The organism is Pseudomonas helleri (assembly GCF_045830615.1).
Classification (GTDB): Bacteria; Pseudomonadota; Gammaproteobacteria; order Pseudomonadales; family Pseudomonadaceae; genus Aquipseudomonas; species Aquipseudomonas helleri.
The window spans coordinates 4,151,936-4,176,074 of record NZ_CP174501.1 but is presented as its reverse complement, the minus strand read 5'-3'; the positions used below and the strand labels follow the sequence as shown (position 1 = coordinate 4,176,074).

Sequence of the window (24,139 nt, the reverse complement as noted above, 5' to 3'; positions counted from 1 at the left end):
GCGGGTTGGTGGCGAGTTCGATTCGGGAGTGGGACTCATGATTGGGTGAGCCGAGGCGATTGTGGACTGAACTTGGCAGGCCCCTTGGGTGACTATCGGAGTGCTGCCTCGTGATGCGGAATTTGGTCGCATCGTGTGAGATGGCGTTTTGCTATGGCTATGTTGAGCGAAAGACAGTTCAATACCTCCTTCAGCGATTTTCCGTAAAAGCAAAAGGAATTCCACACAGTATGAAATGGGGTCTGCAAGTTCATTATGGGTTCCACGGCGTAGGTCAAGGGTTGTTCAGTTCGGGGAGCCTTGTGATGCTCAACGGAACCGCTAGCAGCCAATTCAACTGGGTGTATGACTGCGGTACCTCTTCCTCCCAGCTTTATCTGGATAGTGCGCTGGACGGTTTGGAGCGTGACATCCGCCCGCCTGCGGGCCGGCGTCCCTACCTTGATCTGGTTACCATTTCACACTTCGATAAGGATCACATCAGCGGACTTGTGAAGCTGCTGGAGCGCTTCGATGTTGGTGACCTTCTACTGCCATATATGCCACTCTGGCAACGGCTTGTTATTGCCTTTCACGCCCATCGAGGCCATCGCTCGCGCTTGACTAGTTTTCTGGTGAATCCGGTGGCGTTCATTGCTGCTCTGCCGGAATCTAACGTCAAACGTATTTTGTTTGCTTCAGGCGGGCCTACCCTTGAAGAACCGTCCCGTGATACAGGCATCTCTCCACAACCCGAACGGCCACCGATTCCAGGTGTCGAGCGCGCAGAGCGTCGCCGTGCGGAGCCTATTTCCGTAGAAGTTGATGCCGAGGATTTATCCAGCCTAGGTGCAGCGGAAGACAAGAGGTTCGATGCCTCGCGCATGGCGGAGGCTGCTAGAAATGGAACAAGCGTTGTGTTCATGAAGGTTGGAACAGCGCTGGTGGTCGCAAGCTGCTGGGAGTTCATGCCGTACAACGATGCGCAGCTGGCACCGATGGCCTCGGCGGTATTTCGCAATGAGGTCTCCCGTTTGCGCAGCGATCTGCTTGGCGGTGTCAAGAGCATTGCAACCCGTGCCTTGGAGGTGCTGAAAAGGTTGTACGCAAAGGAGTTTGACTTCAGTGGTCATGAAGAAAACAACAATTTGATCTCCCTGTTTCTGTACGCCGGACCGAAAGAACCATGCACGACGGATGTTATTGCGGGTTATTCACGGGACCCTTATTGGTATTGGCGCGATTGGCGCGATTGGTTCGAGTCTATTCCGACTGGCAGGAACAGTCTGCTCTACACCGGTGATGGTTACCTCGATACCGATGCACGGTTTGCCAGTATGCGGGCCTTCCTGGGCCCTCATCGCGTGAAAAGTCTCGCTGCATTGCAAGTTATGCATCACGGGGCGAGAGCAAATTGGCACACCGGATTGGCGGATAAAATCCGCCCCGAATTCAGCGTGTTCAGCTCCAATCCTCTTCATAAGAGATATCGTCATCCGCACACTGAAGTTCTGGAGGACTTCAGTTCCTACCGGCCACTGCAAGCGAGTAAAGGAAAATCCGTGAACCTCGCTTTCAGGTTGTTATTCCCCCGATAGGCGATCGGTCGCAGTTGGGCGCATATCCCTCGTCCTTCATAAAAAGATGTGCGCGTAATTGGACGTTATGGTGAATAGCCCCCCACAGTTATCCACAGCCTGGTGACACTGAAGGGCCAACCTGGTAGCCGGGCTCCGAGATTGCGCTATACCAGAAAGGTGTGGCGTGGCTTGAAGAGAGTGGAGGAGCGGTGTATGCGCACAGCCATCGAACAGGACACCTTGGCCGCGTTGGTCGAGACCGGTGCCGCGCGGGAATTCCGCGTGCTGCGCGAGGGCGAGGTCTGGCGGCTGGAGCTACGCCTTGGGGTCAAATGGCTGCCAGTACGGTCGCGACGTGAGCCGATCAGACACTGGCACTCGCTCACGGCAGTGGGCCGCTTCTGCGCCGGGCTCGGAATTAAGAGCCTGGCCGTCGAGCTGTAGTCACTCGACTGAACGTGCCGACTCAGGCTGTGCAGCGGTATAGCGATCCAGCAGTGCAACCTGGCTACGGGTTTTGAGTGTGTGCAGTCGTTGTTTCAAGCGTTCACCATCCGGATGAGCACAGGCAATCAATCGGCCAATACGCCCCATCACTCGACGAGCCAGTGGTTCTAGCTGAGTCCAGATCGCGCCATGCTCCGCCTGATCCTCCAACTGTTTTACAGCTGCCCGTATCGCTTTACGTTCGGCCTTGGGTATGCCTGGAACCTGGTTAAAGATGGTTAGTCCCGTCACGGTCAAAGGCACGAACTCATCGATGACCTTCACCTTCAAAGTTTGACCGCGCCGGCGAACGTGCAGCTTGGAGCGTTTCTGATAGCAACCTTTCTCAGCCAGCATACGAGTCACCGCTGAGACCAGCTTCGTGAGCATCGCTGAATCCAGGGGCGTCATGGACGAGATCGTGATGTCATCGGCAAATCGCGAGTAACTCAGCCCTTGCGCTTTCAGGCTGGTCACCAGCATGGGTTCGACATCCCAGAACACTAGGTTGGCCAAGTAGCCACTGCTGCTGGCCCCCTGCGGCACAACACCATCACGGGTGGTCAGCAGGGCTAGTAGCTTCGAAACATCTTCAGAAAAACCAAAGAGACTCTCAAATATCTGCTGAACATGCTGCACCTTGATCGAAGGGAAAAAGTCCTTGATGTCCTGCAACAGCACGAGCTTAGCGTTGCCGTGGGATTTAGCATTGGAATAAATGCTTCGGCGGTTCACCGGGTCTTTGATCCCACCATGGAGATATGCCGGAAATCGAACACGCGCTAGCAAACGGTCTACGATTTTCCGTTGGATTCTTTTCAACGGCTGGTAAGCATCGTAGGTATCACGGGGGGTGCCGTCTTTTTTGGTTTGCGGCACATGACGATACAAGTTGGAGCTGCGCTTGGCCAAGCTTTCGAGGAGATCGGCGGGCTCACCAAGTGTTAATGACAGCGCTTTCAGGCTGTGGATCGGCTTGAAGGGATAGAGCGGAGCATCCATTTCCTGTCCCCAAAATGACGTGAGGCCGATCACTGGATCGGCCTCACTAGAATTCGAATGATGTGGTTTGTTGCGTCATAGGAAAGGCCCTACATTACTGCAAAGCCAATCCCAAATACTCCCTGAGTGATCCCAGACCCAGATTGCAGAACGGTACAGGATAAATTTTGCCACCGGTTTGGCAACAGCCTTCAGCTTGACCCATTTGCGTTGACTCGGTTGCTGGGGTGCAGTTTGTACGATGACGCGGGCATCTTCAGTGTTGTGCGTGCGCAGGCAGGTTTGAGAACCTGCTACGTTCTTTAGATCTTTCATGGTTACAGCTCCAGACGGGCGAAATTGCCCCGCCGCCAAGCATTCCGGGCCGAATGGAACTTTGAAGATGCCGCTACAAACCACAGTTCTGCTTATCAAATCCTTGATAAGCCGTCCGCCGCATTTATGTCGATTACCCGATGGAACCTCGCTGACAGCCTCGTGACATTTGCCACGAAACCCTCAGCGCTGAGCACATCGGAATGACGACAGGTGTGGGGCGAAGGTAGCTCTGGGGAACACCAAAGCTGGTCAGTTTCCCGACCACCAACTGCAAGCCCGATTGATAACCATGTTTAAAGAGCACCTGGGCGGTAACACCCAGCGCTAATAGTTGTACCTGAGTTCAGGGGAGGGATTCAACTGGCAAATGTCACCGGCCATTTCGAAGAGCCGGTGACATGCTCTCGATCAGATATCGAGCGGAGGGAGGGACTTAACGATTTTCATGGTTTCCAGGCTAACGGTGACTACGCGCAGGAATAGCTCCAGCGGGTAGCGTGGGTTACCCATTGTTTCGCAGGCCCAGTCGTTGACATCGTTGACGATACCACTGTCTTTGTGGGTGCTGACAGATTGGCGCTCGACTACCCAATCCAGCGCGGGCTTGCCGTTGACGATGTATTCGTAGGCTTGCAGCGGGATGCCCGTGACGGTGATCTTGGCGTTGTAATGCAGGGTGGTGAGGTCTTTGTCTTTGCCTTTCTTACCGTATTTCATCTTCTCGACACGGTAGTCGCTGTCACTGGTGGCGCTGCTTTGCACGTTGGCGGGGTACATGGGCGAGGTTTCATAGCCAATGTGCAGATCGGCCAGTGCACGGCCTGCCTTGGAATAGGCCCAGAAATCAGCAGCGGTTTTTACTGCGGGTATGCGCGGCAACTCTTTACTGAGGTTGTCGGCGTACTTGTCGCGGTATTCCAGCGAATGCAGCAGGCCGTAAACGTAATAGAACACGTCCTCCTTCCCGATTATTTCTCCGGGGTAAGATGCCTGAAAATGAGCTAATCCATCATCGGACAGTGCAGTGCGACGAGTTCGCTGGGGTTGGGCTGGTGCATCAAATAACCCAGCTTGCTTGGGATTTGCCTCGCCGCCATCAGTCTCATCAGCGTAGAGATATAGCGGAAAACATTGAGAGCCATCAATGTCCACCATATGCAGACTGGGCACAATTTCGGTGATAAATACACTGAATGAGACTTTATCTCCTTTCCCTGAAACACAAATCACCCGATTTTCTGCCGTTGCATCCGGGAATATGCTAGGCATTTGGTATACACGGTTGTTAAAAAATCCATCAAAGTAAAGCCAGCTTTTAGTGAACGGGCGGTACATGCTGCGCACTATTGAAGTTTTGTCGAAAGCTCCAATTCGACCACTGACCACCCCCACCTTTTGAGCAAAATCCCAACTGATTTTCGTAGGGTTGGTGTCAATAAAGCCGTCTACTTTGGTTTCTCGAACTTTCTTTTCTACACCTGAGTGGGCGTCGCCGAAACGTTCCACCTCTGCATTGTAGAAGTCGATCATACTAGCCATATTAAGAGCTATGCGCTTCTTGCTAGCGTTGTAACACCAAGCGTCACGGTTAGTTTTTACTCCACTAGAGTAGTTAGAGAAGAGTTTTTTGCTAACTCCCTTCTTATCACCCAACACAATGTATTCGCCAAAACTGTCATCACGCTGACTCAGCCAGTCGCCATGGATATCGGGGATAATGGTCTGCCAGCCGTTCGCTGCCGTAATTCCAGAAATGCTGGCATAGCCGCTGATTTTCTCAAGTTTCTCGGCTTGGGTTAGATAGTCACCAATGTCGTGGAAATAAATCTGGCCATGTTCTCGAGCATCTGGGTTCTTCACCAGAAGCGAAATGGCAATTGGGGCTCGGCTGCCGCTGCCAAATACCTTTCCACCTTCTTTACGTGAGCGCTCGCCAGATGTGCGCGTGATCACCACGCAGGTGGAACACATAGATACTAGAAAATTCCTCAGCCAAACATTGGCGCAACCCGTCTGCCGTGTTGGCATCCAAGAATCCTGCGTTGGTCACAAAACCAACCAAGCCACTACCACCTATGCGGTCGCTAGCCCATCTAATAGCTCGAATATAGCTGTCGTACAGCGAGTTTTTGAGCGTCGCAGTGGAACGCTCGGCATACGTTTTGCGAATCCGGTTGTCAAGGTGCGGATAAGCTACGTTCTGGTTGTTGTCATTCTGGCTACCTTGCCCAATGGAATAGGGCGGGTTACCGATAATCACTCGAATATCCAACTTCTTCTGTCGCGTGCGACGGGCACTGTTTTGCACTAGGAGTTCGTTGACCAAGTCGTCCTTTTCATACATCTGAAAGGTATCTGTCAGGCAGATGCCTTCAAAGGGCACGTAATCGCCACCGACCAAGCTGTGATAGACAGCTTCTATATTGATCGCGGAAATATAGTAGGCCAACAATACCAGCTCGTTGGCGTGAATCTGATCTTTGTACTTTTCTTTAACCTGCTCTGGTGTCATCAGGCCCGATTGCATGAGACGAGTAATAAAAGTGCCAGTGCCGGTAAATGGGTCGATGATGTGTACTCCATCGCTGCCAAGTGTCTGGCCGAACTCGCTCTTCAGTATGTCGTTGACACTGTGGATGATGAAGTCCACCACCTCGACTGGTGTATAGACAATTCCCAGCTTGTCCTTTAGTCGAGGGAAGGCGTTCGTAAAAAATTTGTTGTATAGCTCTAGGATGATTTTTTGTTTGGCTTCAGCGTTGTCGATTCCTTGGGCTCGAAGTTTCACGCTGTCATAAAAGCGTTGTAGTGTGTCGACTTCTTTGTCCAGGCGGTGCTCATCTAGCGCGTCCAACACCCCCTGCATGGCCTGTGACATGGGGTTGTGCTGCGCGAAGCTATAGCTTTCGAACAGGGCGTCAAATACCGGTTTGGTGATCAGATGTTGGGCCAGCATTTCGATGATCTCGCCATCGGTGATGCTATCGTTGAGGTCGTCACGCAACTCTGTCGCAAAGGCTTCGAAGGCGGCTTTCTCCTCCGTGTATTCGGAGTTTTCCAGAATGCCTTGGATGCGATCAATGTGGGTACGGGCGATTTTGGCGATATCATTTGCCCAGTCTTCCCAGTGGTGGCGGTTGCCACACTTCTGCACGATCTTGGCGTAAATGGCGCGCTCGATTTCGCCCACTTCATAGGTCAGGTCGGCCTGTTCTGTCATTTGGCCAGGGGCATCGTGCCGGTTCTTGCTTCCAATGCCGAACTGACCTTTACCGGCATCCTTATTTTTGGTGCCCGAGCTGCTCTTCTGCTTTTTTCTACCTTGTCGGTGATGGCGATGACTTCCATCTTGCGCGGGTCGTGACCGATGAGGTCGAGCTTATTGACCATGGCATCAAAGGTGTCGTCGTGGGAGCGCAGGGCTTGGAGAACCTGCCAGACCACTTTGTAGGTTTGGTTGTCGTTGAGTGCCTCGTGAGGCTCCATTCCGGCAGGGATGACCACCGGTAACACCACATAACCACGCCTTTTGCCAGGTGCATTGCGCATCACTCGGCCTACCGATTGAACCACATCCACCTGGGAGAGCATCCAGGGCAGGTACATCCACGCCCTCAGACAGGCAGCGCACGTTGCTGAGAATGCGGCAGGTGTTTTCCGGAGCTTCTTCCTTGAGCCAGGACAGCTTGGTTTCTTTCTGACTGGCATTCATTCCGCCATCGACGTGATCGGCTTCGCAGGTAAGCCGTGCAGCCTCCTCGATCTCTTCGGACTCCTGATAAGCCTCTACCACCGACTGGAACATCCCTGCGATGTTCTTTGAGCTGACTTTGTGTTTACTGCCCTTGTAGTCAGGCGAAATCACTTGGCAGAATGCCACGGCACGCTTCATCGGCTGATTGTCACCGACTAAATCGTCAGTCAATCCCTGCTTGGCCAGAGCTTTCCAGCAACCGACGATCTTGGCCGCATCATCGACCTTGAGCTGGTTGTCTTCGTCCTTTAACAGTTCCTGAAGGCGGCGGCTGATAGCGCTTTCTTCGACGGTGAGCACCAGCACTTTGTAATCAACCAGCAGACCACGCTTGACCGCCTCGGAGAAAGTGATGACGTACAGTTCTTTGCCATAGAGCGTTTCATCATCCATCGAGCACAGTGTTACGTCCCCGGACTCGGCTTTAATCTTCGCGTTATCACCATAGATGCGCGGAGTGGCGGTCATGTACAGACGCTTGGTGGCGCGAAGATAGTCGGCATCATGAATTCTGACGAAGTTGCTTTCATCCTCCTCCCCGAAAGTAGCACCTGTAGTTCGGTGTGCTTCGTCGCAGATGACCAGATCGAACTCAGCCAGGTTGTGCTGATGTTGAGCACGGCTGATGACATCAATCGATTGGTAGGTGGAGAACACCACACTCATGTGCTGGTCGTCGTGACGCTTGGACATTTCCGAAGCCAGGCGCTGAGGCTCAGTGGTGGCGGGGTAGCGAAGCTCGTGGGTAAAGGTTTGCACCACGTCATCGTCTAATTTGCGCTTTTTGCCCACGTCGCTGTCTGAGCATACGGCGAAACTGTGCAACGGGGTTTCACTTTCCTGCGTCCACTCGGTCAAGGTTTGCGACATCAGTGAAAGGCTGGGCACCAAAAACAGAACACGCTTGCCTTTCCCTGCGAGTTTTTCGGCAATCTTCAGGCTGGTAAAGGTCTTGCCCGTACCGCAAGCCATAATAAGCTTGCCGCGAACCGCTGTTTTCAGACCAGCCGCTGTGGCATTGAGCGCAGTCTGTTGGTGATCCCGTAGCTGCTTCTTGGCCTTTAGCACGGCAGCTTGTTTGGGCTGGTACTTGGCCCAGTCGATCTGGCTGTCTTCCAGAGCTTGCAGGTCGACTTTATTAATTGATTGATGACGCTCTAGCAAAGCATCGTTAGCGTGTTCAGACCAGTTGTTGGTTGTGGTAACAATGATGCTGTGGGTGAATGGCTTTTTTCCTGAAGCAGTGAAGAAGCTATCGATGTCCTTCTTCTGTACCCGATAGTCCTCGGAGTACAGCTTGCATTGAATAGCGTGGTACTCGCCGGTACCTTGAGTTTTTGCAACCAAGTCGATGCCGGTATCACGCCCGTCTACACCCTGCTCCTTAGCCCAATCCGAGAACGACCACACCTGCGCGTACAGATCGCGGTAGGTTGCTTCATTACGCAGGTAGGTGCAGATCAGCTCCTCAAAGTAAGTCCCTTTTTCGCGCTCGGAGAGCGAAGCAGCGCGGTAAGTGTTCAGCAGGACGGAAAGGGCGGACATGAATGGGAATTCCTTGGGTTAAGCCTGGTGCATCACGAGCACCAAATCTGGAGAAGTCTAACAAGTGATAAGGCGGGAAGCAGCCAAAAGAAAACCCCAGGAGAATCTAGTTCTCTCGGGTTTTCTTTGAGCGGGGTAGGGCTAATTACTTTGGCTGAACCGCTTAACTTTGACCCAAGTGGAAATTAACTTTTCCCACCTACACTCGCGCGGCAGGCTCCAAAGCTGCTTGGGCACCGTTCTGTTCGATGAACACACGGGAAAGCCTCACTGAGTCGCCCATCAGGCGAGGTGCAAACTTCCAAAGGGAACCGTGCGAACTCTTACCTTTCCACCATGGTAAGACAAAAAGGGCTGCCAGTTGGCAACCCTTTCCGCAAAAACCGTTTCATTTTTGATGAGACGGGTTCAGGTTTTGATGCGACTCCACGCAAGCCCGGAATCAATCCCAGCTCAACGCGCCGCCAGTTTGGTACTCGATAACCCGCGTCTCGAAGAAGTTTTTCTCTTTCTTCAAGTCCATGATTTCGCTCATCCATGGGAATGGGTTGGTGGTGCCCGGGTATTCTTCTTTCAGGCCGATCTGCGACAGGCGGCGGTTAGCGATGAACTTGAGGTAGTCCTCCATCATGGCCGCGTTCATGCCCAGTACGCCGCGTGGCATGGTGTCACGCGCGTATTCGATCTCGAGCTGAGTGCCCTGCAAGATCATCTGAGTCGCTTCTTCCTTCATTTCAGCGTCCCACAGGTGCGGGTTTTCGATTTTGATCTGGTTGATCACATCGATGCCGAAGTTCAGGTGCATGGATTCGTCACGCAAGATGTACTGGAACTGCTCGGCAACGCCGGTCATCTTGTTGCGGCGACCCATCGACAGGATCTGGGTGAAGCCGCAGTAGAAGAAGATGCCTTCCAGAACGCAGTAGTAGGCGATCAGGTTGCGCAGCAGCTCTTTGTCGGTTTCAACGGTGCCGGTTTCGAACTTCGGATCGGAGATCGAACGGGTGTACTTCAGGCCCCAGGTTGCCTTTTTAGCGACCGACGGGATCTCGTGGTACATGTTGAAGATCTCGCCTTCATCCATGGCCAGCGATTCAATGCAGTACTGGTAGGCGTGGGTGTGGATCGCCTCTTCGAACGCCTGGCGCAGGATGTACTGGCGGCATTCCGGGTTGGTGATCAGGCGGTACACGGCCAGCACCAGGTTGTTGGCAACCAGGGAGTCAGCAGTAGAGAAGAAGCCCAAGTTGCGCATCACGATGCGACGCTCGTCGTCGGTCAGGCCTTCCGGGTTTTTCCAGAGGGCGATGTCGGCGGTCATGTTGACTTCTTGCGGCATCCAGTGGTTTGCGCAACCGTCCAGATACTTCTGCCAGGCCCAGTCGTACTTGAACGGTACGAGCTGGTTAAGGTCGGCACGGCAGTTGATCATCATTTTTTCGTCAACGGCAACGCGAGCGCTGGCGCCTTCGAGTTCTGCCAGGCCTTCAGCGATGTCGAGCTTGTCCAGGGCTGCTTTGGCGCGCTTGATCGCTGCCGAGTCGGTAGCGGTGACAGCACGGGCTTCCTGGGCTGCAACGCCGCCAGCTACGTCCAGGCGGTCCATGTTGGCTTCGGTTGCGTGGCCTGCGTTGGCGCCTTTAACAGCGACTTCGCCTTCGTCTTCTTTGTCGAATTCGTCCCAGCTCAGCATGACGTGTCGTCTCCTGCGTGAGGGCCTTGTGCCCGTGTGGTAACACTGATGGTTTGGTTTGCACACGGCCCATAGGCCACTTGGATCTAAGAAATGTTGCTGCAGTAGCGGTTTACGCACGCATAAACATGAATGTGTTCGGGGCCGACCCGCTGTCGCTCGGGGGATGCAGTAACGATAGCATCTCGCCCTGGCCTTAAAAGCCGGAGCAGCTTGGTGGTCAGCCCGCTCAGGGTGTTAGCACCCTTTGGAGGGCCGAAGTATACGGGGTTTGTACAGGGTATTTCAGCCAGTTTTTTTTCGGCCGATGCGACGAAATGACCTAAATTTGGCCTGGACATAAGCAAAGCGGGCGCTGGGCGCAGGGGAGGGGCATGCAGATTTTTTGCGGGGCAGACTAAGCCCGGTCGAAACCGGGCGTTAAGTCGATGCAGTGTTAGCTGAAGCGATGGCTTGGGGTGCGGTCGTAGCCGTCTTCGGCAAATGAAGCCGAGCGGGTTTTGCTGTAGCCGTCTTCTGCAAACGAGGCTGAGTGTGTGCGGTCATAACCGTCGGCAGCGAACGCCGCACCGGCCAGTACAGACAGACTTAAAGCCATGATTAAAGCGCGTTTCATTTATTAATGTCCTGGCGATATAAGCGCAGGCAGGTAAAGCTGCAATCAATAAGTTGATGCTTTTAAAGTTGCAGTTAAATGCCGCATTAAACCGCTTTAGAAGATAAGTTGGTTATGTATTGACGGGGGTCTTGGCTCCGTCATCAACCGTTGGAGCAGCCGTTACCCATGACACGGTATTCGAGAGTGTGCTTGATGCCTTGCGAGTCTTCGTAAACCATGCGGGCCGGTACTACTTCGCAAACATTAGGGATTTCGCTCATGGAAATCACTTTGGCAATATCAAGTTCGGAAGAGTAGGAATAGTGTTCTACAACCGGTTGCTGGTGCGAGACCTGAGTACTTGCTTCATCAGCAAACGCGCTAACACACACACTGCTGAGGGCCAGAACTAACAACGCTTTCATTTCGTATTTACCTGTCTAGGGTCGAGTGGGGTCACGCGGCCCTTGTGAGGCTGCGTGTGAAACTTGGTTTAAGTAAGAGCGATCAAACATGCCTTCGTGGGGGCTGTAACTTGCGTTAATCGCAGTGCCTTGGTTGGCGAGGTGAATTTTAGGCCGCTGCCGGGCGGGCATATAGAGGGGCTTTTGATAAAGACTGTTGACAGATTCTGCAACAATCGTCGAAAACAGGCTGTGTTTACAGGTATTTCAAATCCGTCGGCGCGGGGTAAAGCGCTGTAAGCATCGGTCTTGAGCCTTGCGCGGAAAAACCATGGTTTTTCTGGGTGTTTCTTACTACCAACGTCGAATGGATCTCACGCCAAGGCCCGGCTAAAACAGGGTCATAAAACAACAACTACAAATATAGAGGTATGAAACATGAGTGCCGCTTCCCTGTATCCCGTACGCCCTGAAGTTGCAGCCAATACGCTGACTGACGAGGCGACCTACAAGGCGATGTATCAGCAATCGGTCATCAACCCGGATGGCTTCTGGCGTGATCAGGCCAAGCGTCTGGACTGGATCAAGCCGTTCACCACCGTGAAGCAAACCTCCTTCGACGACCACCATGTCGATATCAAATGGTTTGCCGACGGCACTCTCAACGTTTCCTACAACTGCCTGGACCGCCACCTCGCCGAGCGCGGTGATCAGGTCGCGATTATCTGGGAAGGCGACGATCCTTCCGAACAGCGCAACATTACCTACCGTGAACTGCACGAAGAAGTGTGCAAGCTGGCCAACGCCTTGCGCGGCCAGGACGTTCACCGTGGCGACGTTGTGACTATCTATATGCCGATGGTGCCCGAGGCGGTTGTTGCCATGCTGGCCTGTACCCGCATTGGCGCGATCCACTCGGTGGTGTTCGGCGGCTTCTCGCCAGAAGCGCTGGCCGGGCGGATTATCGACTGCAAATCGAAAGTGGTGATCACCGCTGACGAAGGCGTACGTGGCGGCAAGCGCACGGCATTGAAAGCCAATGTCGACGTGGCGCTGACCAACCCTGACACCTCCAGCGTGCAGAAAATCATCGTGTTCAAGCGTACCGGCGGCGACATCGCCTGGTACAAGCACCGCGATATCTGGTACCACGATTTGATGGCCGTGGCTTCGACCCACTGCGCACCCAAAGAAATGGGCGCCGAAGAAGCCCTGTTCATCCTTTATACCTCGGGCTCCACGGGCAAGCCGAAGGGTGTGCAGCACACCACCGGTGGCTACCTGCTGTATGCCGCGCTGACCCACGAGCGCGTGTTCGATTACCGTCCGGGCGAAGTCTACTGGTGCACGGCGGACGTGGGCTGGGTGACTGGCCACACCTACATCGTCTACGGCCCGCTGGCCAACGGCGCAACCACCGTGTTGTTTGAAGGGGTGCCGAACTACCCGGACATCACTCGCGTGTCGAAAATCGTCGACAAGCACAAGGTCAACATCCTCTACACCGCGCCTACCGCCATTCGCGCCATGATGGCTGAAGGGCAAGCGGCGGTTAAAGATGCAGACGGTTCAAGCTTGCGCTTGCTGGGTTCGGTGGGTGAGCCGATCAACCCTGAGGCCTGGAACTGGTACTACACCACGGTCGGCAAAGAGCGCTGCCCGATTGTGGATACCTGGTGGCAGACCGAAACCGGTGCGTGCATGATGAGCCCGCTGCCGGGTGCCCATGCGCTCAAGCCGGGGTCTGCTGCGCGTCCGTTCTTTGGTGTGGTGCCGGGGCTGGTGGACAACCTGGGCAACCTGATCGAAGGTGCGGCCGAAGGCAATCTGGTGATTCTGGATTCGTGGCCGGGCCAGGCACGTACCCTGTACGGCGATCATGATCGCTTCGTCGACACCTACTTCAAGACCTTCCGCGGCATGTACTTCACCGGCGACGGCGCGCGCCGCGATGAAGACGGCTACTACTGGATCACCGGTCGTGTGGACGACGTGCTCAACGTGTCTGGCCACCGTATGGGTACAGCAGAAATCGAGAGCGCGATGGTTGCCCACTCCAAAGTGGCTGAGGCGGCTGTTGTCGGCGTGCCCCATGACATTAAAGGGCAGGGCATCTATGTCTACGTCACCCTTAATGGTGGCGAAGAGCCGACCGAGGCGCTGCGTCAGGAGCTGAAAAACTGGGTGCGCAAGGAGATCGGCCCGATTGCCTCGCCCGATGTCATCCAGTGGGCGCCGGGCTTGCCGAAAACCCGCTCGGGCAAAATCATGCGCCGTATCCTGCGCAAGATTGCCACGGGCGAATATGACGGCCTGGGCGATATCTCGACCCTGGCGGATCCGGGCGTGGTGCAACACCTGATCGACACCCACAAGAGCATGAATGAACTGGTCAAGTAATCCCGGACACCGATTACGGTGTTTATGCCGCTTTTTGCTCCATGGCTATTGGCGACAGGTAGTTGTTGTAGCTGTGGAGCCTGATTCGGTTGTATCGCATGAAGAAGCTAGTTATATCCTGCCTGGCTTCTTCAACTGTCGTGTAGCCCTTATTGGGCACCCACTCTGATTTGAGTGTCCCGAAGAAACGCTCTGTTGGCGCGTTGTCCCAGCACTGCCCTCTGCGGCTCATGCTTTGTGTTATCCCATGCTCCAGCAGCGCGGACTGAAAGAGCTGGCTGGTGTATTGGCAGCCTTGATCCGAATGAAACATCAAGCCTGCATGTTTACCTCGAACCTCCACCGCCATTCTCAGCGCTCTGCTAACCAGGTTGGCGTCATTGATCAGAGAGAACGCCCAGCCAACGATTCGGCGGGCGAACAGATCAATGACTGCTGCCAAGTGATACCAGCGTTTACCAACCATCAGGCTGGTAACGTCGCCGCACCAGACCTGATTGATTGCGGTTGGCTCGAAGTTACGCTTGAGCAGGTTCTTGGCCACAAATGCTTCGACGCCTCTAGAGCGATACTGATGGCGACGGCGCTGTCTGCTGGCCAAATTTGCCTCCGCCATGAGTTTTCCGGCCAGATGCCGCCCCACTTTGATCTGCTGGGCCTTCAAGTGCTGAGAGATCATCCGCGCGCCTGCACTTCCCCGGCTTTCGTCATGCAGTTGCACGACTTTTGCTCTGAGCGCGTCACGCTTGGTATTCGGCGCTGAACGACGCTTAAGCCAGTCATAAAACGCGCTGCGGGAAACGCTCAAAGCACTACAAAGGAGGCGGGTCGGATATGAGGTCGACTCTCTCAGCTCTTCGATCAGGAAAAACGATCGGGATCCGACATCAAGAGAGCCGTAGCTTTTTTTAAGATTTCAGCCTCGGTCTCCAGGCGCTTGACCTTGGCTCGCAGCTGTTGAAGCTCTCGTTGTTCGTCGCTGATTGCCTTGGTACCTGCCACTGGCTGCCCTTTCTGACGCTCTTTGCGAACCTGATCAATCCAGCGGCGCAGAGCGGTAGGCCCAACGTCCATCGATGCACAGACGTCAGGAACTGAGCAGCTATCATCAAGAACCATGCTTGCAGCACGTTGCTTGAACTCGCGGGTGTAGGTCTTTCGCTCTTGCATGGAACCTCCTGATTGGGCGAATCATATCGCCCTTAAGAGGTGTCCGGGAGCATTAGGCCAGTTCAGAAGGTCGCCTGACGCCTCCTTCGTTGTAAGAAAGCCCCGCCAGGCTTTGTCAGGCGGGGCTTTTTATTTGGCCGATCAAATCCCCGCCCAACCTTCGGCCCCTCTTATCAAACATAAAATAAGTGATTGATTCCAAAGGCCCTGTAGGAGCGAGCTTGCTCGCGATCTTTTGATCTTTATCTAAGAGCAACCCTCACCCTAGCCCTCTCCCGTAGGAGAGGGAACCGATTGGGGGATGCTGAAGAGACTCGCTGTCCTGTTTGCTGCGCGAAAGCGCGGCGTCGAAGACGGGGCGGCCACTCCTGCGGGGTCCGGGGTTTGTTCAAGTGTTACCCCGTGTGTAACCGTGCGCCCAAAAACGGGGCTGTGTGACACCAAAGGCACCGTTTTAGAGCGCTCCGGCGGCCCTTAAAAAATTAGATTAAAGGCTACACTTGCCGGAATAGAAGGGTTTGCGAATAATAGGCCCGCTATTTGCAACTCATATAGGTTCTATATCTTTTGCTCTTGCACGAATTTGAAGAGCTGTCAATGCTTGTAGCCGCCTTTCTCGGTGCATTTGTAATATGTTGTCGCATTGAAGAAATAACGGCTTGAAGCCTGTCGTTAGAATGCCGATCACTCGCTCGTTGTCGTAGTGCTGAACTCGTTTCAACACCAACAGGACGTGGCGCCGCATTCCCGGTTTAACCTCCGCATATTGGGCTCAGGCTCACTCTGCATTTATTGCCCTTTACCGATGGAGTCCTAAGATGAAGAAACTCGTGCTTCTTGGCGCCCTGGCACTGTCCGTGCTGTCCTTGCAGGCGTTTGCTGATGCAAAGCCGCTGAAAATTGGCATTGAAGCCGCTTACCCTCCGTTTGCCTCCAAGGCACCGGACGGCAGCATTGTGGGCTTTGACTATGACATCGGTAACGCTCTGTGTGAGCAGATGCAGGTCAAGTGTACGTGGGTCGAGCAAGAGTTCGACGGTCTGATCCCTGCACTTAAAGTGCGCAAGATCGACGCCATCCTGTCCTCGATGTCGATCACCGACGACCGCAAGAAGTCTGTGGACTTCACCAACCGCTACTACCTGACCCCGGCGCGCCTGGTGCTGAAGGACGGCACAACCGTTTCTGATTCGCTGGAAGAGCTCAAGGGCAAGAAGATCGGCGTGCAGCGCGGTTCGATTCACGACCGTTTCGCCAAAGAAGTCTTAGCACCTAAAGGCGCCACTGTTGTGCCTTACAGCTCGCAGAACGAAATCTACCTGGATGTCGAAGCCGGTCGTCTGGACGGTACCGTGGCTGACGCCACCCTGTTGCAGGAAGGTTTCCTCGATACCCCGGCTGGCAAAGGCTACGCGTTTGTAGGTCCTTCGTTCACTGACGCCAAGTACTTCGGTGACGGCATCGGTATCGCCGTGCGTAAAGGCGACAAAGAGCTGAAAGACAAAATTGACGGTGCAATCACTGCAATCCGTGCAAACGGCAAGTACGACGAAATCCAGAAAAAATACTTCAACTTCGATATTTACGGCCCAGAAGCCAAGTAAATCATCGCGGCTGTAAGTCTGAAATGGCGCAAGCGACAGAGTCCCTGAAGTTTGCGCCATTTTTTCATCCTAATTTTCACGCTTTTTTTCGAGGGCCTGAATCATGTTGAAAGGCTACGGGGCTGTCATCCTCGATGGCGCTTGGCTGACGCTACAGCTCGCCTTGTCGTCCATGGCCCTGGCCATTGTTCTAGGTCTGATTGGTGTTTCTATGCGCCTGTCGCCAGTGCGTTGGCTGGCTTGGCTGGGCGATCTGTACTCTACGGTCATTCGTGGGATTCCCGATCTGGTGCTGATCCTGCTGATTTTCTACGGCGGTCAGAACCTGCTGAACAACGTCGCCCCGCTGGTGGGCTACGACGACTACATCGACCTGAACCCCTTCTCGGCTGGCGTGTTCACCTTGGGCTTTATCTTTGGTGCGTACCTGTCCGAAACCTTTCGCGGTGCCTTTATGGCGATCCCCAAAGGTCAGGCAGAAGCGGGTGTGGCCTACGGCATGAGCCGTTTCCAGGTGTTTTTCCGGGTGTTGGTGCCGCAGATGATCCGTCTGGCGATTCCGGGCTTTACCAACAACTGGCTGGTGTTGACCAAAGCCACGGCCCTGATTTCGGTGGTCGGCTTGCAAGACATGATGTTCAAGGCCAAGCAGGCGGCAGATGCCACCCGCGAGCCTTTTACGTTCTTCCTCGCTGTGGCCGCGCTGTACCTGGTAATGACCAGTGTGTCGCTGCTGGCGTTGCGACAACTTGAAAAGCGCTACTCGGTCGGCGTAAAGGTGGCTGAGCTATGATCTTCGACTACAACGTCATTTGGGACAGCATGCCGCTGTACCTCAGCGGCATGGTTGAAACCCTCAAGCTGCTGGGCATTTCACTGTTCTTTGGTTTGCTGGTGGCGCTGCCGCTGGGCCTGATGCGGGTGTCCAAGCGCCCGTGGGTCAACTTCCCGGCGTGGCTCTACACCTACGTGATTCGCGGTACGCCGATGCTGGTGCAGCTGTTTTTGATCTACTACGGCCTGGCCCAGTTCGAAGTCGTGCGCGAAAGCTTTATGTGGCCTTTGCTGTCCAGTGCAACCTTTTGTGCGTGCCTGGCGTTTGCGATCAACACCAGCGCCTACACCGCCGAAATCATTGCGGGCAGCCTCAAGGCCACGCCCCATGGCGAGATCGAAGCCGCCAAGGCGATGGGCATGTCCCCGAGCAAAATGTATCGCCGTATTTTGCTGCCGTCGGCCATGCGCCGGGCGCTGCCGCAATACAGCAACGAAGTGATCATGATGCTGCAGACCACCAGTCTGGCGTCCATCGTGACCCTGATCGACATCACCGGCGCTGCGCGTACCGTCAACGCGCAGTATTACTTGCCGTTTGAAGCCTACATCACCGCAGGTGCGTTCTACCTGTGCCTGACCTTCATTCTGGTACGCCTGTTCAAATTGGCAGAACGCCGCTGGCTGGGCTACATGGCCCCGCGCAAGGCCTGAGTGTTGAGCCGCGCTCAACGTCTGACCCACTGTTTTTGTGAGAACCGACAGCATGTACAAACTTGAAGTCCAAGACCTGCATAAGCGCTACGGCAGTCACGAGGTGCTGAAAGGCGTATCTCTGGCTGCAAAGGCAGGTGATGTAATCAGCATCATCGGTTCCAGCGGTTCAGGCAAAAGTACCTTTTTGCGTTGCATCAACCTGCTTGAGCAGCCGCATGCCGGCAAGATTTTGCTCAACAACGAAGAGCTCAAACTGGTTGCCAAAAAAGACGGCGCCCTGGTAGCGGCAGACCCTAAACAGTTGCAGCGTATGCGTTCGCGTCTGTCGATGGTGTTCCAGCATTTCAACCTGTGGTCGCACATGACCGCGCTGGAAAACATCATGGAAGCGCCCGTGCACGTGCTGGGCATGTCCAAGGTCGAAGCGCGGGAAAAAGCCGAGCATTACCTCAACCAGGTCGGCGTGTCCCATCGTAAAGACGCCTACCCCGGGCATATGTCCGGGGGTGAGCAGCAGCGTGTGGCGATTGCCCGTGCGTTGGCGGTGGAGCCAGAGGTCATGCTGTTTGACGAGCCGACCTCGGCGCTGGACCCGGAGCTGGTCGGCGACGTATTGAAGGTCATGCAAGACCTCGCCCTGGAAGGCCGGACCATGGTGGTGGTGACTCACGAAATGGGCTTTGCCCGCGAAGTGTCCAACCAATTGGTGTTCCTGCACAAAGGCGTGGTTGAAGAAAGCGGTAACCCGCGTGAAGTGCTGGTGAACCCGCAGTGCGAGCGCTTGCAGCAGTTCTTGTCGGGCAGCCTCAAGTAATTAAATGGATTGTGAGACTGCTTTTTGCACCAACTTAGTGCATGCTTCCCGGAAAAAGCGGTGGCGGATCTAGCTTGGTTGTTGCCACCTTCGGCATTAACACTGTTTTCGTTTCGGATTGCATGCCATGACTGCCCATCGAATAGGTTTCCTGATTTGGCCCAGCACCAAAGCATTGACGCTGGCGCTGGCCGAGGAGGCCTTGCGGGTCGCCCAACGGGTGCATCCCGAAGTGGCTTACGAGCTGGTGTTTCTGCAGGCAGAGGCACCGACCGACGTCGTGGCAGGCGGTTGGCAATTGCCCGGTGAGCCGTGGGTCGGGAAGCTTGAAGGTTGCCAGAAGTTGTTTCTGGTGGCCGATGAGCCGCCCGCCGCAATTGCCCCTGCACTCAGCAGTGCGCTCAAGCAATTGGTGCGTGCAGGCTGCGTGATCGGCGGGTTGTCGGCCGGGGTGTATCCGCTGGCGCAACTGGGCTTGCTCGATGGCTACCGCGCAGCCGTGCACTGGCGTTGGCAGGATGACTTCGCTGAACGCTTCCCCAAGGTGATTGCCACCAGCCACTTGTTTGACTGGGACCGTGATCGCTTGAGCGCCTGTGGTGGCATGTCGGTACTGGACCTGTTGCTCGCCTTGCTGGCCCGCGACCACGGCGCCGAACTGGCGGGCGCGGTGTCTGAAGAGCTGGTGGTCGAGCGCATTCGTGAAGGCGGTGAACGCCAGCGCATCCCCTTGCAAAACCGTTTGGGTTCCAGCCACCCGAAACTGACCCAAGCCGTTTTGCTGATGGAAGCCAACATTGAAGAACCGCTGACCACGGACGAAATCGCTCAGCATGTGTGCGTTTCCCGTCGTCAGTTGGAGCGCATCTTCAAGCAGTACCTCAATCGCGTCCCTAGCCAGTACTACCTGGAGCTGCGCTTGAACAAGGCGCGTCAGATGTTGATGCAAACCAGCAAATCGATCATCCAGATCGGCTTGTCGTGCGGGTTCTCCTCGGGGCCGCATTTCTCCAGTGCCTACCGCAACTTCTTCGGTGCCACGCCGCGCGAAGACCGCAACCAGCGCCGCAGCAGCAGCCCGTTTGAATTGTCCTCGGTGCCTGCTGAGCGAGGCTGAAGCTACTGTTCAGGTTCGACGATATCGACAGCGACGGGGTCCAGATCGTCGAATGTAAGATTCATATCAATACCGGTCTGGCTGAAATATAGGTGCGCCTGGTTCAGGCTCGCTTCGGACAAGGGGTTTCCTGCCAAGTCGAGCGCTTCGGTGATAAATGCCGGGGCCTCGAAGAGTTCAGACGGCAAATCAATGATGAGATTGTCGCTTAGATCTATCGTTTCAATTTCGGACAGCCCCAAAAGGGATGTCGGGAACTCGCTGAGTTCAGTGTTGCTCAGGAACACTGAATTCAAGTTGTGCATATTGCTGAAGTCGGGCGTGAGGTTAAGCGGGTTGCCATCAAGATCGATGTGTTCCAGGTTTTCCAGTCCGGATAAGGCCTGGGCTGTTGTAGGGGTGAGCGTGATGTTGCTGTCTTCGAGATACAACTCAGTTAAGTTCTGCATTGAGGACAGCGACTCTGGCACTGCATCAAGAGCAAAGCCTTGAAGCTTCAATGCGCGTAATTTTGGGAAGTTTTGCAAGAACTCGTTAACCCCGGTAACAGGGCCGGATCCTCTCAAGGACAGATAAGTCACGTGGCTGAAGTCGGCATTAATACTGGGCATGTTATCTAATATTGTTCGTGTAAACGACAGCTCAAAACCATCTCGCGTAGGGTCCGCGTAGTGATTGTCGAACGCTGTTTGTCTGCGCCAGCATCTTTCGAGTTCTCTGCTGAATGCGCGTCGGTCTTGAACAATCGCCATTCTTGCAATTGGCGGTATTAACTCGCCGGTTCGCTGGTTAGTTGCGGGTGCGTCGACAGTCCACACTTCCAAATCATCACGCAGCCTTTGCAGTGATTGTCCTAAATCGGTCAAGGTTTGATCTGCCGCGGCCGGGTCAGCGGGCAGGTTACGAATAACTCTTAACCGCTCTTGCCGATTCAGGCTGGGGTAAAGCTCGTTTACACGGCGTTCGAGTGGGCTGGGCGCAAGGCCTGGGGCGTCGGCACCTAATAATGGGTAAGCGGTGGCTTTGAGTCGTGGGCGGGCCTCCGGGTTTATATCTAGCGCAGTGCGCGAGGGTTCTACGCGTGCTCTGACGAGTTGACGCTGCAGCAGAGGATGCTCGCGTACAGCGGCTTTCAGGGCTTTACCCTGGTAGGTATGGGGAAATCCCAATTGAGAACGCTCTGCATCCGGCAGTGCGTGCAATAAAGCCGCATACAGATCATCTGGTCCATGCAGTTCCAGGCCCTGCGCATCCCGTGCGCTATAGCGGTTTTGTGACTTGATCAACACTTTGCGTATCGGGGCTTGCTCGCCTCCAAGGCTGTTGAGCAATGGACCGTCAAAGCTGGCGTCGCGAATTTCAAGGCGCAGGTTGTCTGACCAGCCAGGTAGCGACTCAATCGTTTTTAGCGTGAGCCACTCACTGTCTGCGCTGTGCGTAGAGTCGAGAAAAAGGCCTTCGAAGGCGCGGTTGACCCTTGATTCGTAGACCTGTTCGAGTGCGAGCTCTTGCAGGCGTTCGGGGATGATTCGCTCATTAAGCAGTTGCAGGATTTCATCGCCCTGGGCATTCCAGATCAGTTCTTGCGCTGCGGGTGTCGGCAGTTGCGCAAAGCTCGTCTGCAGCAGTTTGACCTCTGCATTGGCACTGTTTTGCAACGAGGCATAACGTGATGCGAACAAGTCGTTGCGCTTTTTGTGTGCCAAGCGTGCCAGTCGGTTGCAGAGCAGGGTCATTTGTTCGGTGGGATTAGGTAGCGGGTCGGCCATCGCTGGACTAACGCCGAGCAGGTGCTTTATGTCTTTTTCATCCAGTGCCTGGAGGACGGTTTTCAGTAATTGGCCCTCCCGTACCTGCTCATCTGTGATTTCAATGTGCTCGGCTGTAGAGGACTCGGATGGATAGTGCACCACGGTTTCACCGTGTTCATTGACGACCCGTAAGTTTTTTGACGCGCTCCACATCTCATCACTGATCAATAGTTGCAACTGGGTTTGAGGGTCTGCCAGTTGCTGAACCAAAGGGTCACGGCTTTGCATGTGCTCGATGAAATACTGCAGGTCCTGGTCAATTTTGAAGCGTTGGATGCTGTCGGCAAGCAAGCCGGGTGTGGGCAGCGCATCCACATGCAGGCTGCGCAGCACAGCCGTGTCGGTCTGTGTGATAGCCAAAAGGCGTGAGGCGGTGATGTCAGAGCAAGAGGCTGCGGTTCGGTTCAAGCGTTTGAAGAGTCTCAAATCATCCCAATTGAGCGGTTGCTCGGTTTCGACTGTCCAGGCACCTGACCCGTTGTGCCGCAATCGTGGCGAGTAGGCCTGTGTTCGAGAAGGATGCTTGATGCGGTATCGCAGGGTTTGGGGTTCTTGTTCAACGCGGTAAGTGCGGTCTTCGAGAGATAGAAACTGTGCGTCTTCATGCACCATCAACCCGAGGTCGTTGGCGGGCGTGCTGGAGGGCAGGTCTGTCGGATGTCGGTAAGGCGTCAGGTCCGGATCCCACAGGCGCTTTTCACCCGTATGGCGTGTGACGGGTTTTAAACCCTTGACGAAAGAGGGCGTGGGTTTCAGGGCATCAGCGATTATTTTGCTACCAATGCTCAGGGTTGCAATTTGGACGGTGCTGGACAGAACGTTGAATAAATGGTCCCAGGCCTCAATGGTTTTACCCTGGGTCCAGTCCCTGATGCCCTCGTAGGTGTCATCAAGGATCTGATACGCCATTTGCAGCATCATCAACTCACCCAGACCCGGGATGAAAAAAGAGCCCGCAATCTCAATCGCGTTGACGGCCCACTCACCGATTTTTTTCAGGCGTTGCTGGCGATCATGGCGTGTTTTCTGATCTTCCGTATCGGTACTGACAGCCAGCAAGGGGGCATCTTCAAGTAACTTTCGTCGCTTTTGGATGAACAGGTATTCGCTGTAGTCCTGATAGATGTTGAGCAGCGTGAAATTGAGAACAGGGTGCTCAACAAGGCTTGATCGAACAACAAGAGGGAAGTCTTCAGGCCGTCCTTCTCCTTTACGCACGTGTGCCGGGTCGATCTGGGTAATGAAAAGTTTGCTCCTGAGGGTCGTTAAAAACGGCTCTAGCTCCTTGTGGTCAATAAAACGGCTGAAGTATTGCTGGTAGCTGTCATCGCGTAATTTTATTGCCAGGTCACTGGCGAAAGCGGTCATTGAAGCGTGACGCTTTACAGGCTGCTGCGGGTCGTCAGGGAGGTAGGCGATGACCTCTCCTTGCAGTGACGCAGGGGCCGTTTGGGTAGAAAAAACCATCACCCCGGTCAGCGCGCTGCCGAGTAGCGTCATGCTGTGAGGATAAAGTGTCGGTGGGTTCTGGTTCGTCCAGCCCGGCGCCAGGGCCGGATTGCAAAGCGCATCATGGATGCTTTGCGTGATCTGTTTGTGTGCGAGCGCATGATGCGATGCCGCGACAAGCGCCGTTCTCAAGTGCTGGCGAACAGCTGTTTTGATACGCAGTGCTTTGGCCGGCTCACAAAGGATCAGCTCATTGTCCAGATGAGCCTTGTACAGTTTGCCGATATCCAGCTGGCGGCACAGCGTAATGAAAGCCGGGATCGGCACTTGTCGGGTCAGCGTATCCATCATCTGGTATTGCCCGCCTGCGCTTGGGCGAGTAATAAATCCGGAATCAGGTGAGTGAGCGTCTGGCTGTGCTTCAAAAGCCTCAAAGTTATGCAGGGCGGCATCCAGCATGGACACACGCCAGTTTTTAAATGCCCCGGTTTTAAGGCCCAGCAACGGTATTGTCAGGGGGAGGTAGAGGTTGATGAAGGTGTTTTTCAGATTGAGCGCAGAGTCCACCTGAAAGCGCTCGACCAACGCTTGTAAGAGCAACGGTTCGGCGAAGGCGTAAACATCTTTGAGGTTTTCAAGTTCCTGCTCAGCATCCTGGTGGGTTTTCCAGCTATTAATGTGCGCGTGATCAAGGGCGTTTTGCTGTGAGATCGAAAGCCCTTTCGGCCAGTGCGTCGGTTTAGGCCTGAGAGCCTTGAGTGCTTGCTGTTTGTGAGAGGGCGCCCGTGTTAACCACTGAGGTAGCGTGTGGGTGATCTGGGCATGATGGGACAGAAAGTGCGCCTCTTTATGAGGTGTGTTTTGCGTGAGCGGTGGCTGTGCGGGCAGACCTTCAAGATCGCTGTTGGGCATGAAAGCACCTGA

At 54.6% G+C, this 24,139-nt stretch carries 20 protein-coding genes; 8 read left to right on the top strand and 12 right to left on the bottom strand.

Features of this window, described 5'->3' with window-relative positions; genetic code table 11:
- The first annotated feature begins 230 nt into the window (after positions 1 to 230).
- Both ACJJU9_RS18845 and ACJJU9_RS18840 read left to right on the top strand, forming a co-directional pair.
- The gene (locus ACJJU9_RS18845) at positions 231 to 1,577 is read left to right on the top strand and encodes a hypothetical protein (RefSeq protein WP_407729288.1); all 1,347 of its coding nucleotides are present in this window, start codon (positions 231 to 233) and stop codon (positions 1,575 to 1,577) included.
- Between the two features lie 195 nt (positions 1,578 to 1,772).
- Positions 1,773 to 2,003 (top strand): hypothetical protein, encoded by a 231-nt coding sequence (locus ACJJU9_RS18840; protein WP_407729287.1) that lies wholly within the window; start codon positions 1,773 to 1,775, stop codon positions 2,001 to 2,003.
- Here the strand turns inward: ACJJU9_RS18840 and ACJJU9_RS18835 are convergent, their stop codons facing one another.
- From ACJJU9_RS18835 to ACJJU9_RS18795, 9 genes are all read right to left on the bottom strand, one after another.
- Entirely contained in the window at positions 2,004 to 3,047 is a 1,044-nt protein-coding gene (locus ACJJU9_RS18835) for a reverse transcriptase family protein (protein WP_407729285.1), read from the bottom strand.
- 75 nt (positions 3,048 to 3,122) lie between these two features.
- Positions 3,123 to 3,362, bottom strand: a complete 240-nt coding sequence (locus ACJJU9_RS18830) for a hypothetical protein (RefSeq protein ID WP_407729284.1) — start codon at positions 3,360 to 3,362, stop codon at positions 3,123 to 3,125.
- Between the two features lie 411 nt (positions 3,363 to 3,773).
- On the bottom strand, positions 3,774 to 5,336 hold the full coding sequence (locus ACJJU9_RS18825; RefSeq protein WP_407729282.1) for a type ISP restriction/modification enzyme: 1,563 nt from the start codon (positions 5,334 to 5,336) through the stop codon (positions 3,774 to 3,776).
- Positions 5,284 to 6,585: an Eco57I restriction-modification methylase domain-containing protein gene (locus tag ACJJU9_RS18820; protein WP_407729280.1), complete on the bottom strand. Its 1,302-nt coding sequence runs from the start codon at positions 6,583 to 6,585 to the stop codon at positions 5,284 to 5,286. Before ACJJU9_RS18820 ends, ACJJU9_RS18825 begins: the two co-directional genes overlap by 53 nt.
- A complete protein-coding gene (locus ACJJU9_RS18815; RefSeq protein WP_407729278.1) occupies positions 6,582 to 6,755 on the bottom strand; it encodes a hypothetical protein in 174 nt (57 codons plus the stop codon). The genes ACJJU9_RS18820 and ACJJU9_RS18815 overlap by 4 nt, the downstream gene beginning before the upstream one ends.
- A gap of 4 nt (positions 6,756 to 6,759) precedes the next feature.
- Entirely contained in the window at positions 6,760 to 8,664 is a 1,905-nt protein-coding gene (locus tag ACJJU9_RS18810; protein ID WP_407729277.1) for a DEAD/DEAH box helicase family protein, read from the bottom strand.
- 442 nt (positions 8,665 to 9,106) lie between these two features.
- Positions 9,107 to 10,357 (bottom strand): ribonucleotide-diphosphate reductase subunit beta, encoded by a 1,251-nt coding sequence (locus ACJJU9_RS18805; protein ID WP_407729276.1) that lies wholly within the window; start codon positions 10,355 to 10,357, stop codon positions 9,107 to 9,109.
- 436 nt (positions 10,358 to 10,793) lie between these two features.
- Positions 10,794 to 10,973, bottom strand: coding sequence for a heme utilization protein (locus ACJJU9_RS18800; protein ID WP_407729275.1), 180 nt, complete (start codon positions 10,971 to 10,973; stop codon positions 10,794 to 10,796).
- 143 nt (positions 10,974 to 11,116) lie between these two features.
- Entirely contained in the window at positions 11,117 to 11,380 is a 264-nt protein-coding gene (locus tag ACJJU9_RS18795) for a DUF2790 domain-containing protein (protein WP_048367889.1), read from the bottom strand.
- 417 nt (positions 11,381 to 11,797) lie between these two features.
- Between ACJJU9_RS18795 and acs the strand changes: the two genes are divergently transcribed.
- On the top strand, positions 11,798 to 13,759 hold the full coding sequence (gene acs / locus ACJJU9_RS18790) for an acetate--CoA ligase (protein WP_407729274.1): 1,962 nt from the start codon (positions 11,798 to 11,800) through the stop codon (positions 13,757 to 13,759).
- Positions 13,760 to 13,781: 22 nt separating this feature from the next.
- Here the strand turns inward: acs and ACJJU9_RS18785 are convergent, their stop codons facing one another.
- Both ACJJU9_RS18785 and ACJJU9_RS18780 read right to left on the bottom strand, forming a co-directional pair.
- The gene (locus ACJJU9_RS18785) at positions 13,782 to 14,612 is read right to left on the bottom strand and encodes an IS3 family transposase (protein ID WP_407730991.1); all 831 of its coding nucleotides are present in this window, start codon (positions 14,610 to 14,612) and stop codon (positions 13,782 to 13,784) included.
- An 8-nt stretch (positions 14,613 to 14,620) separates the two neighbouring features.
- A complete protein-coding gene (locus ACJJU9_RS18780; protein WP_076965378.1) occupies positions 14,621 to 14,929 on the bottom strand; it encodes a transposase in 309 nt (102 codons plus the stop codon).
- Between the two features lie 818 nt (positions 14,930 to 15,747).
- Here ACJJU9_RS18780 and ACJJU9_RS18775 point away from each other — a divergent pair.
- The 5 genes from ACJJU9_RS18775 to argR all read left to right on the top strand — a co-directional run bounded on the left by ACJJU9_RS18775 (position 15,748) and on the right by argR (position 19,955).
- Positions 15,748 to 16,533, top strand: a complete 786-nt coding sequence (locus ACJJU9_RS18775) for an ABC transporter substrate-binding protein (protein ID WP_048390145.1) — start codon at positions 15,748 to 15,750, stop codon at positions 16,531 to 16,533.
- Between the two features lie 103 nt (positions 16,534 to 16,636).
- The gene (locus ACJJU9_RS18770; RefSeq protein ID WP_048367884.1) at positions 16,637 to 17,326 is read left to right on the top strand and encodes an ABC transporter permease; all 690 of its coding nucleotides are present in this window, start codon (positions 16,637 to 16,639) and stop codon (positions 17,324 to 17,326) included.
- Positions 17,323 to 18,021, top strand: a complete 699-nt coding sequence (locus tag ACJJU9_RS18765; RefSeq protein ID WP_048367882.1) for an ABC transporter permease — start codon at positions 17,323 to 17,325, stop codon at positions 18,019 to 18,021. Before ACJJU9_RS18770 ends, ACJJU9_RS18765 begins: the two co-directional genes overlap by 4 nt.
- A gap of 52 nt (positions 18,022 to 18,073) precedes the next feature.
- Entirely contained in the window at positions 18,074 to 18,838 is a 765-nt protein-coding gene (locus ACJJU9_RS18760; protein ID WP_048367881.1) for an ABC transporter ATP-binding protein, read from the top strand.
- A 127-nt stretch (positions 18,839 to 18,965) separates the two neighbouring features.
- Positions 18,966 to 19,955, top strand: coding sequence for a transcriptional regulator ArgR (gene argR / locus ACJJU9_RS18755; RefSeq protein WP_153433127.1), 990 nt, complete (start codon positions 18,966 to 18,968; stop codon positions 19,953 to 19,955).
- Positions 19,956 to 19,957: 2 nt separating this feature from the next.
- Here the strand turns inward: argR and ACJJU9_RS18750 are convergent, their stop codons facing one another.
- A complete protein-coding gene (locus tag ACJJU9_RS18750; protein WP_407729272.1) occupies positions 19,958 to 24,127 on the bottom strand; it encodes a dermonecrotic toxin domain-containing protein in 4,170 nt (1,389 codons plus the stop codon).
- Positions 24,128 to 24,139: the final 12 nt, after the last annotated feature.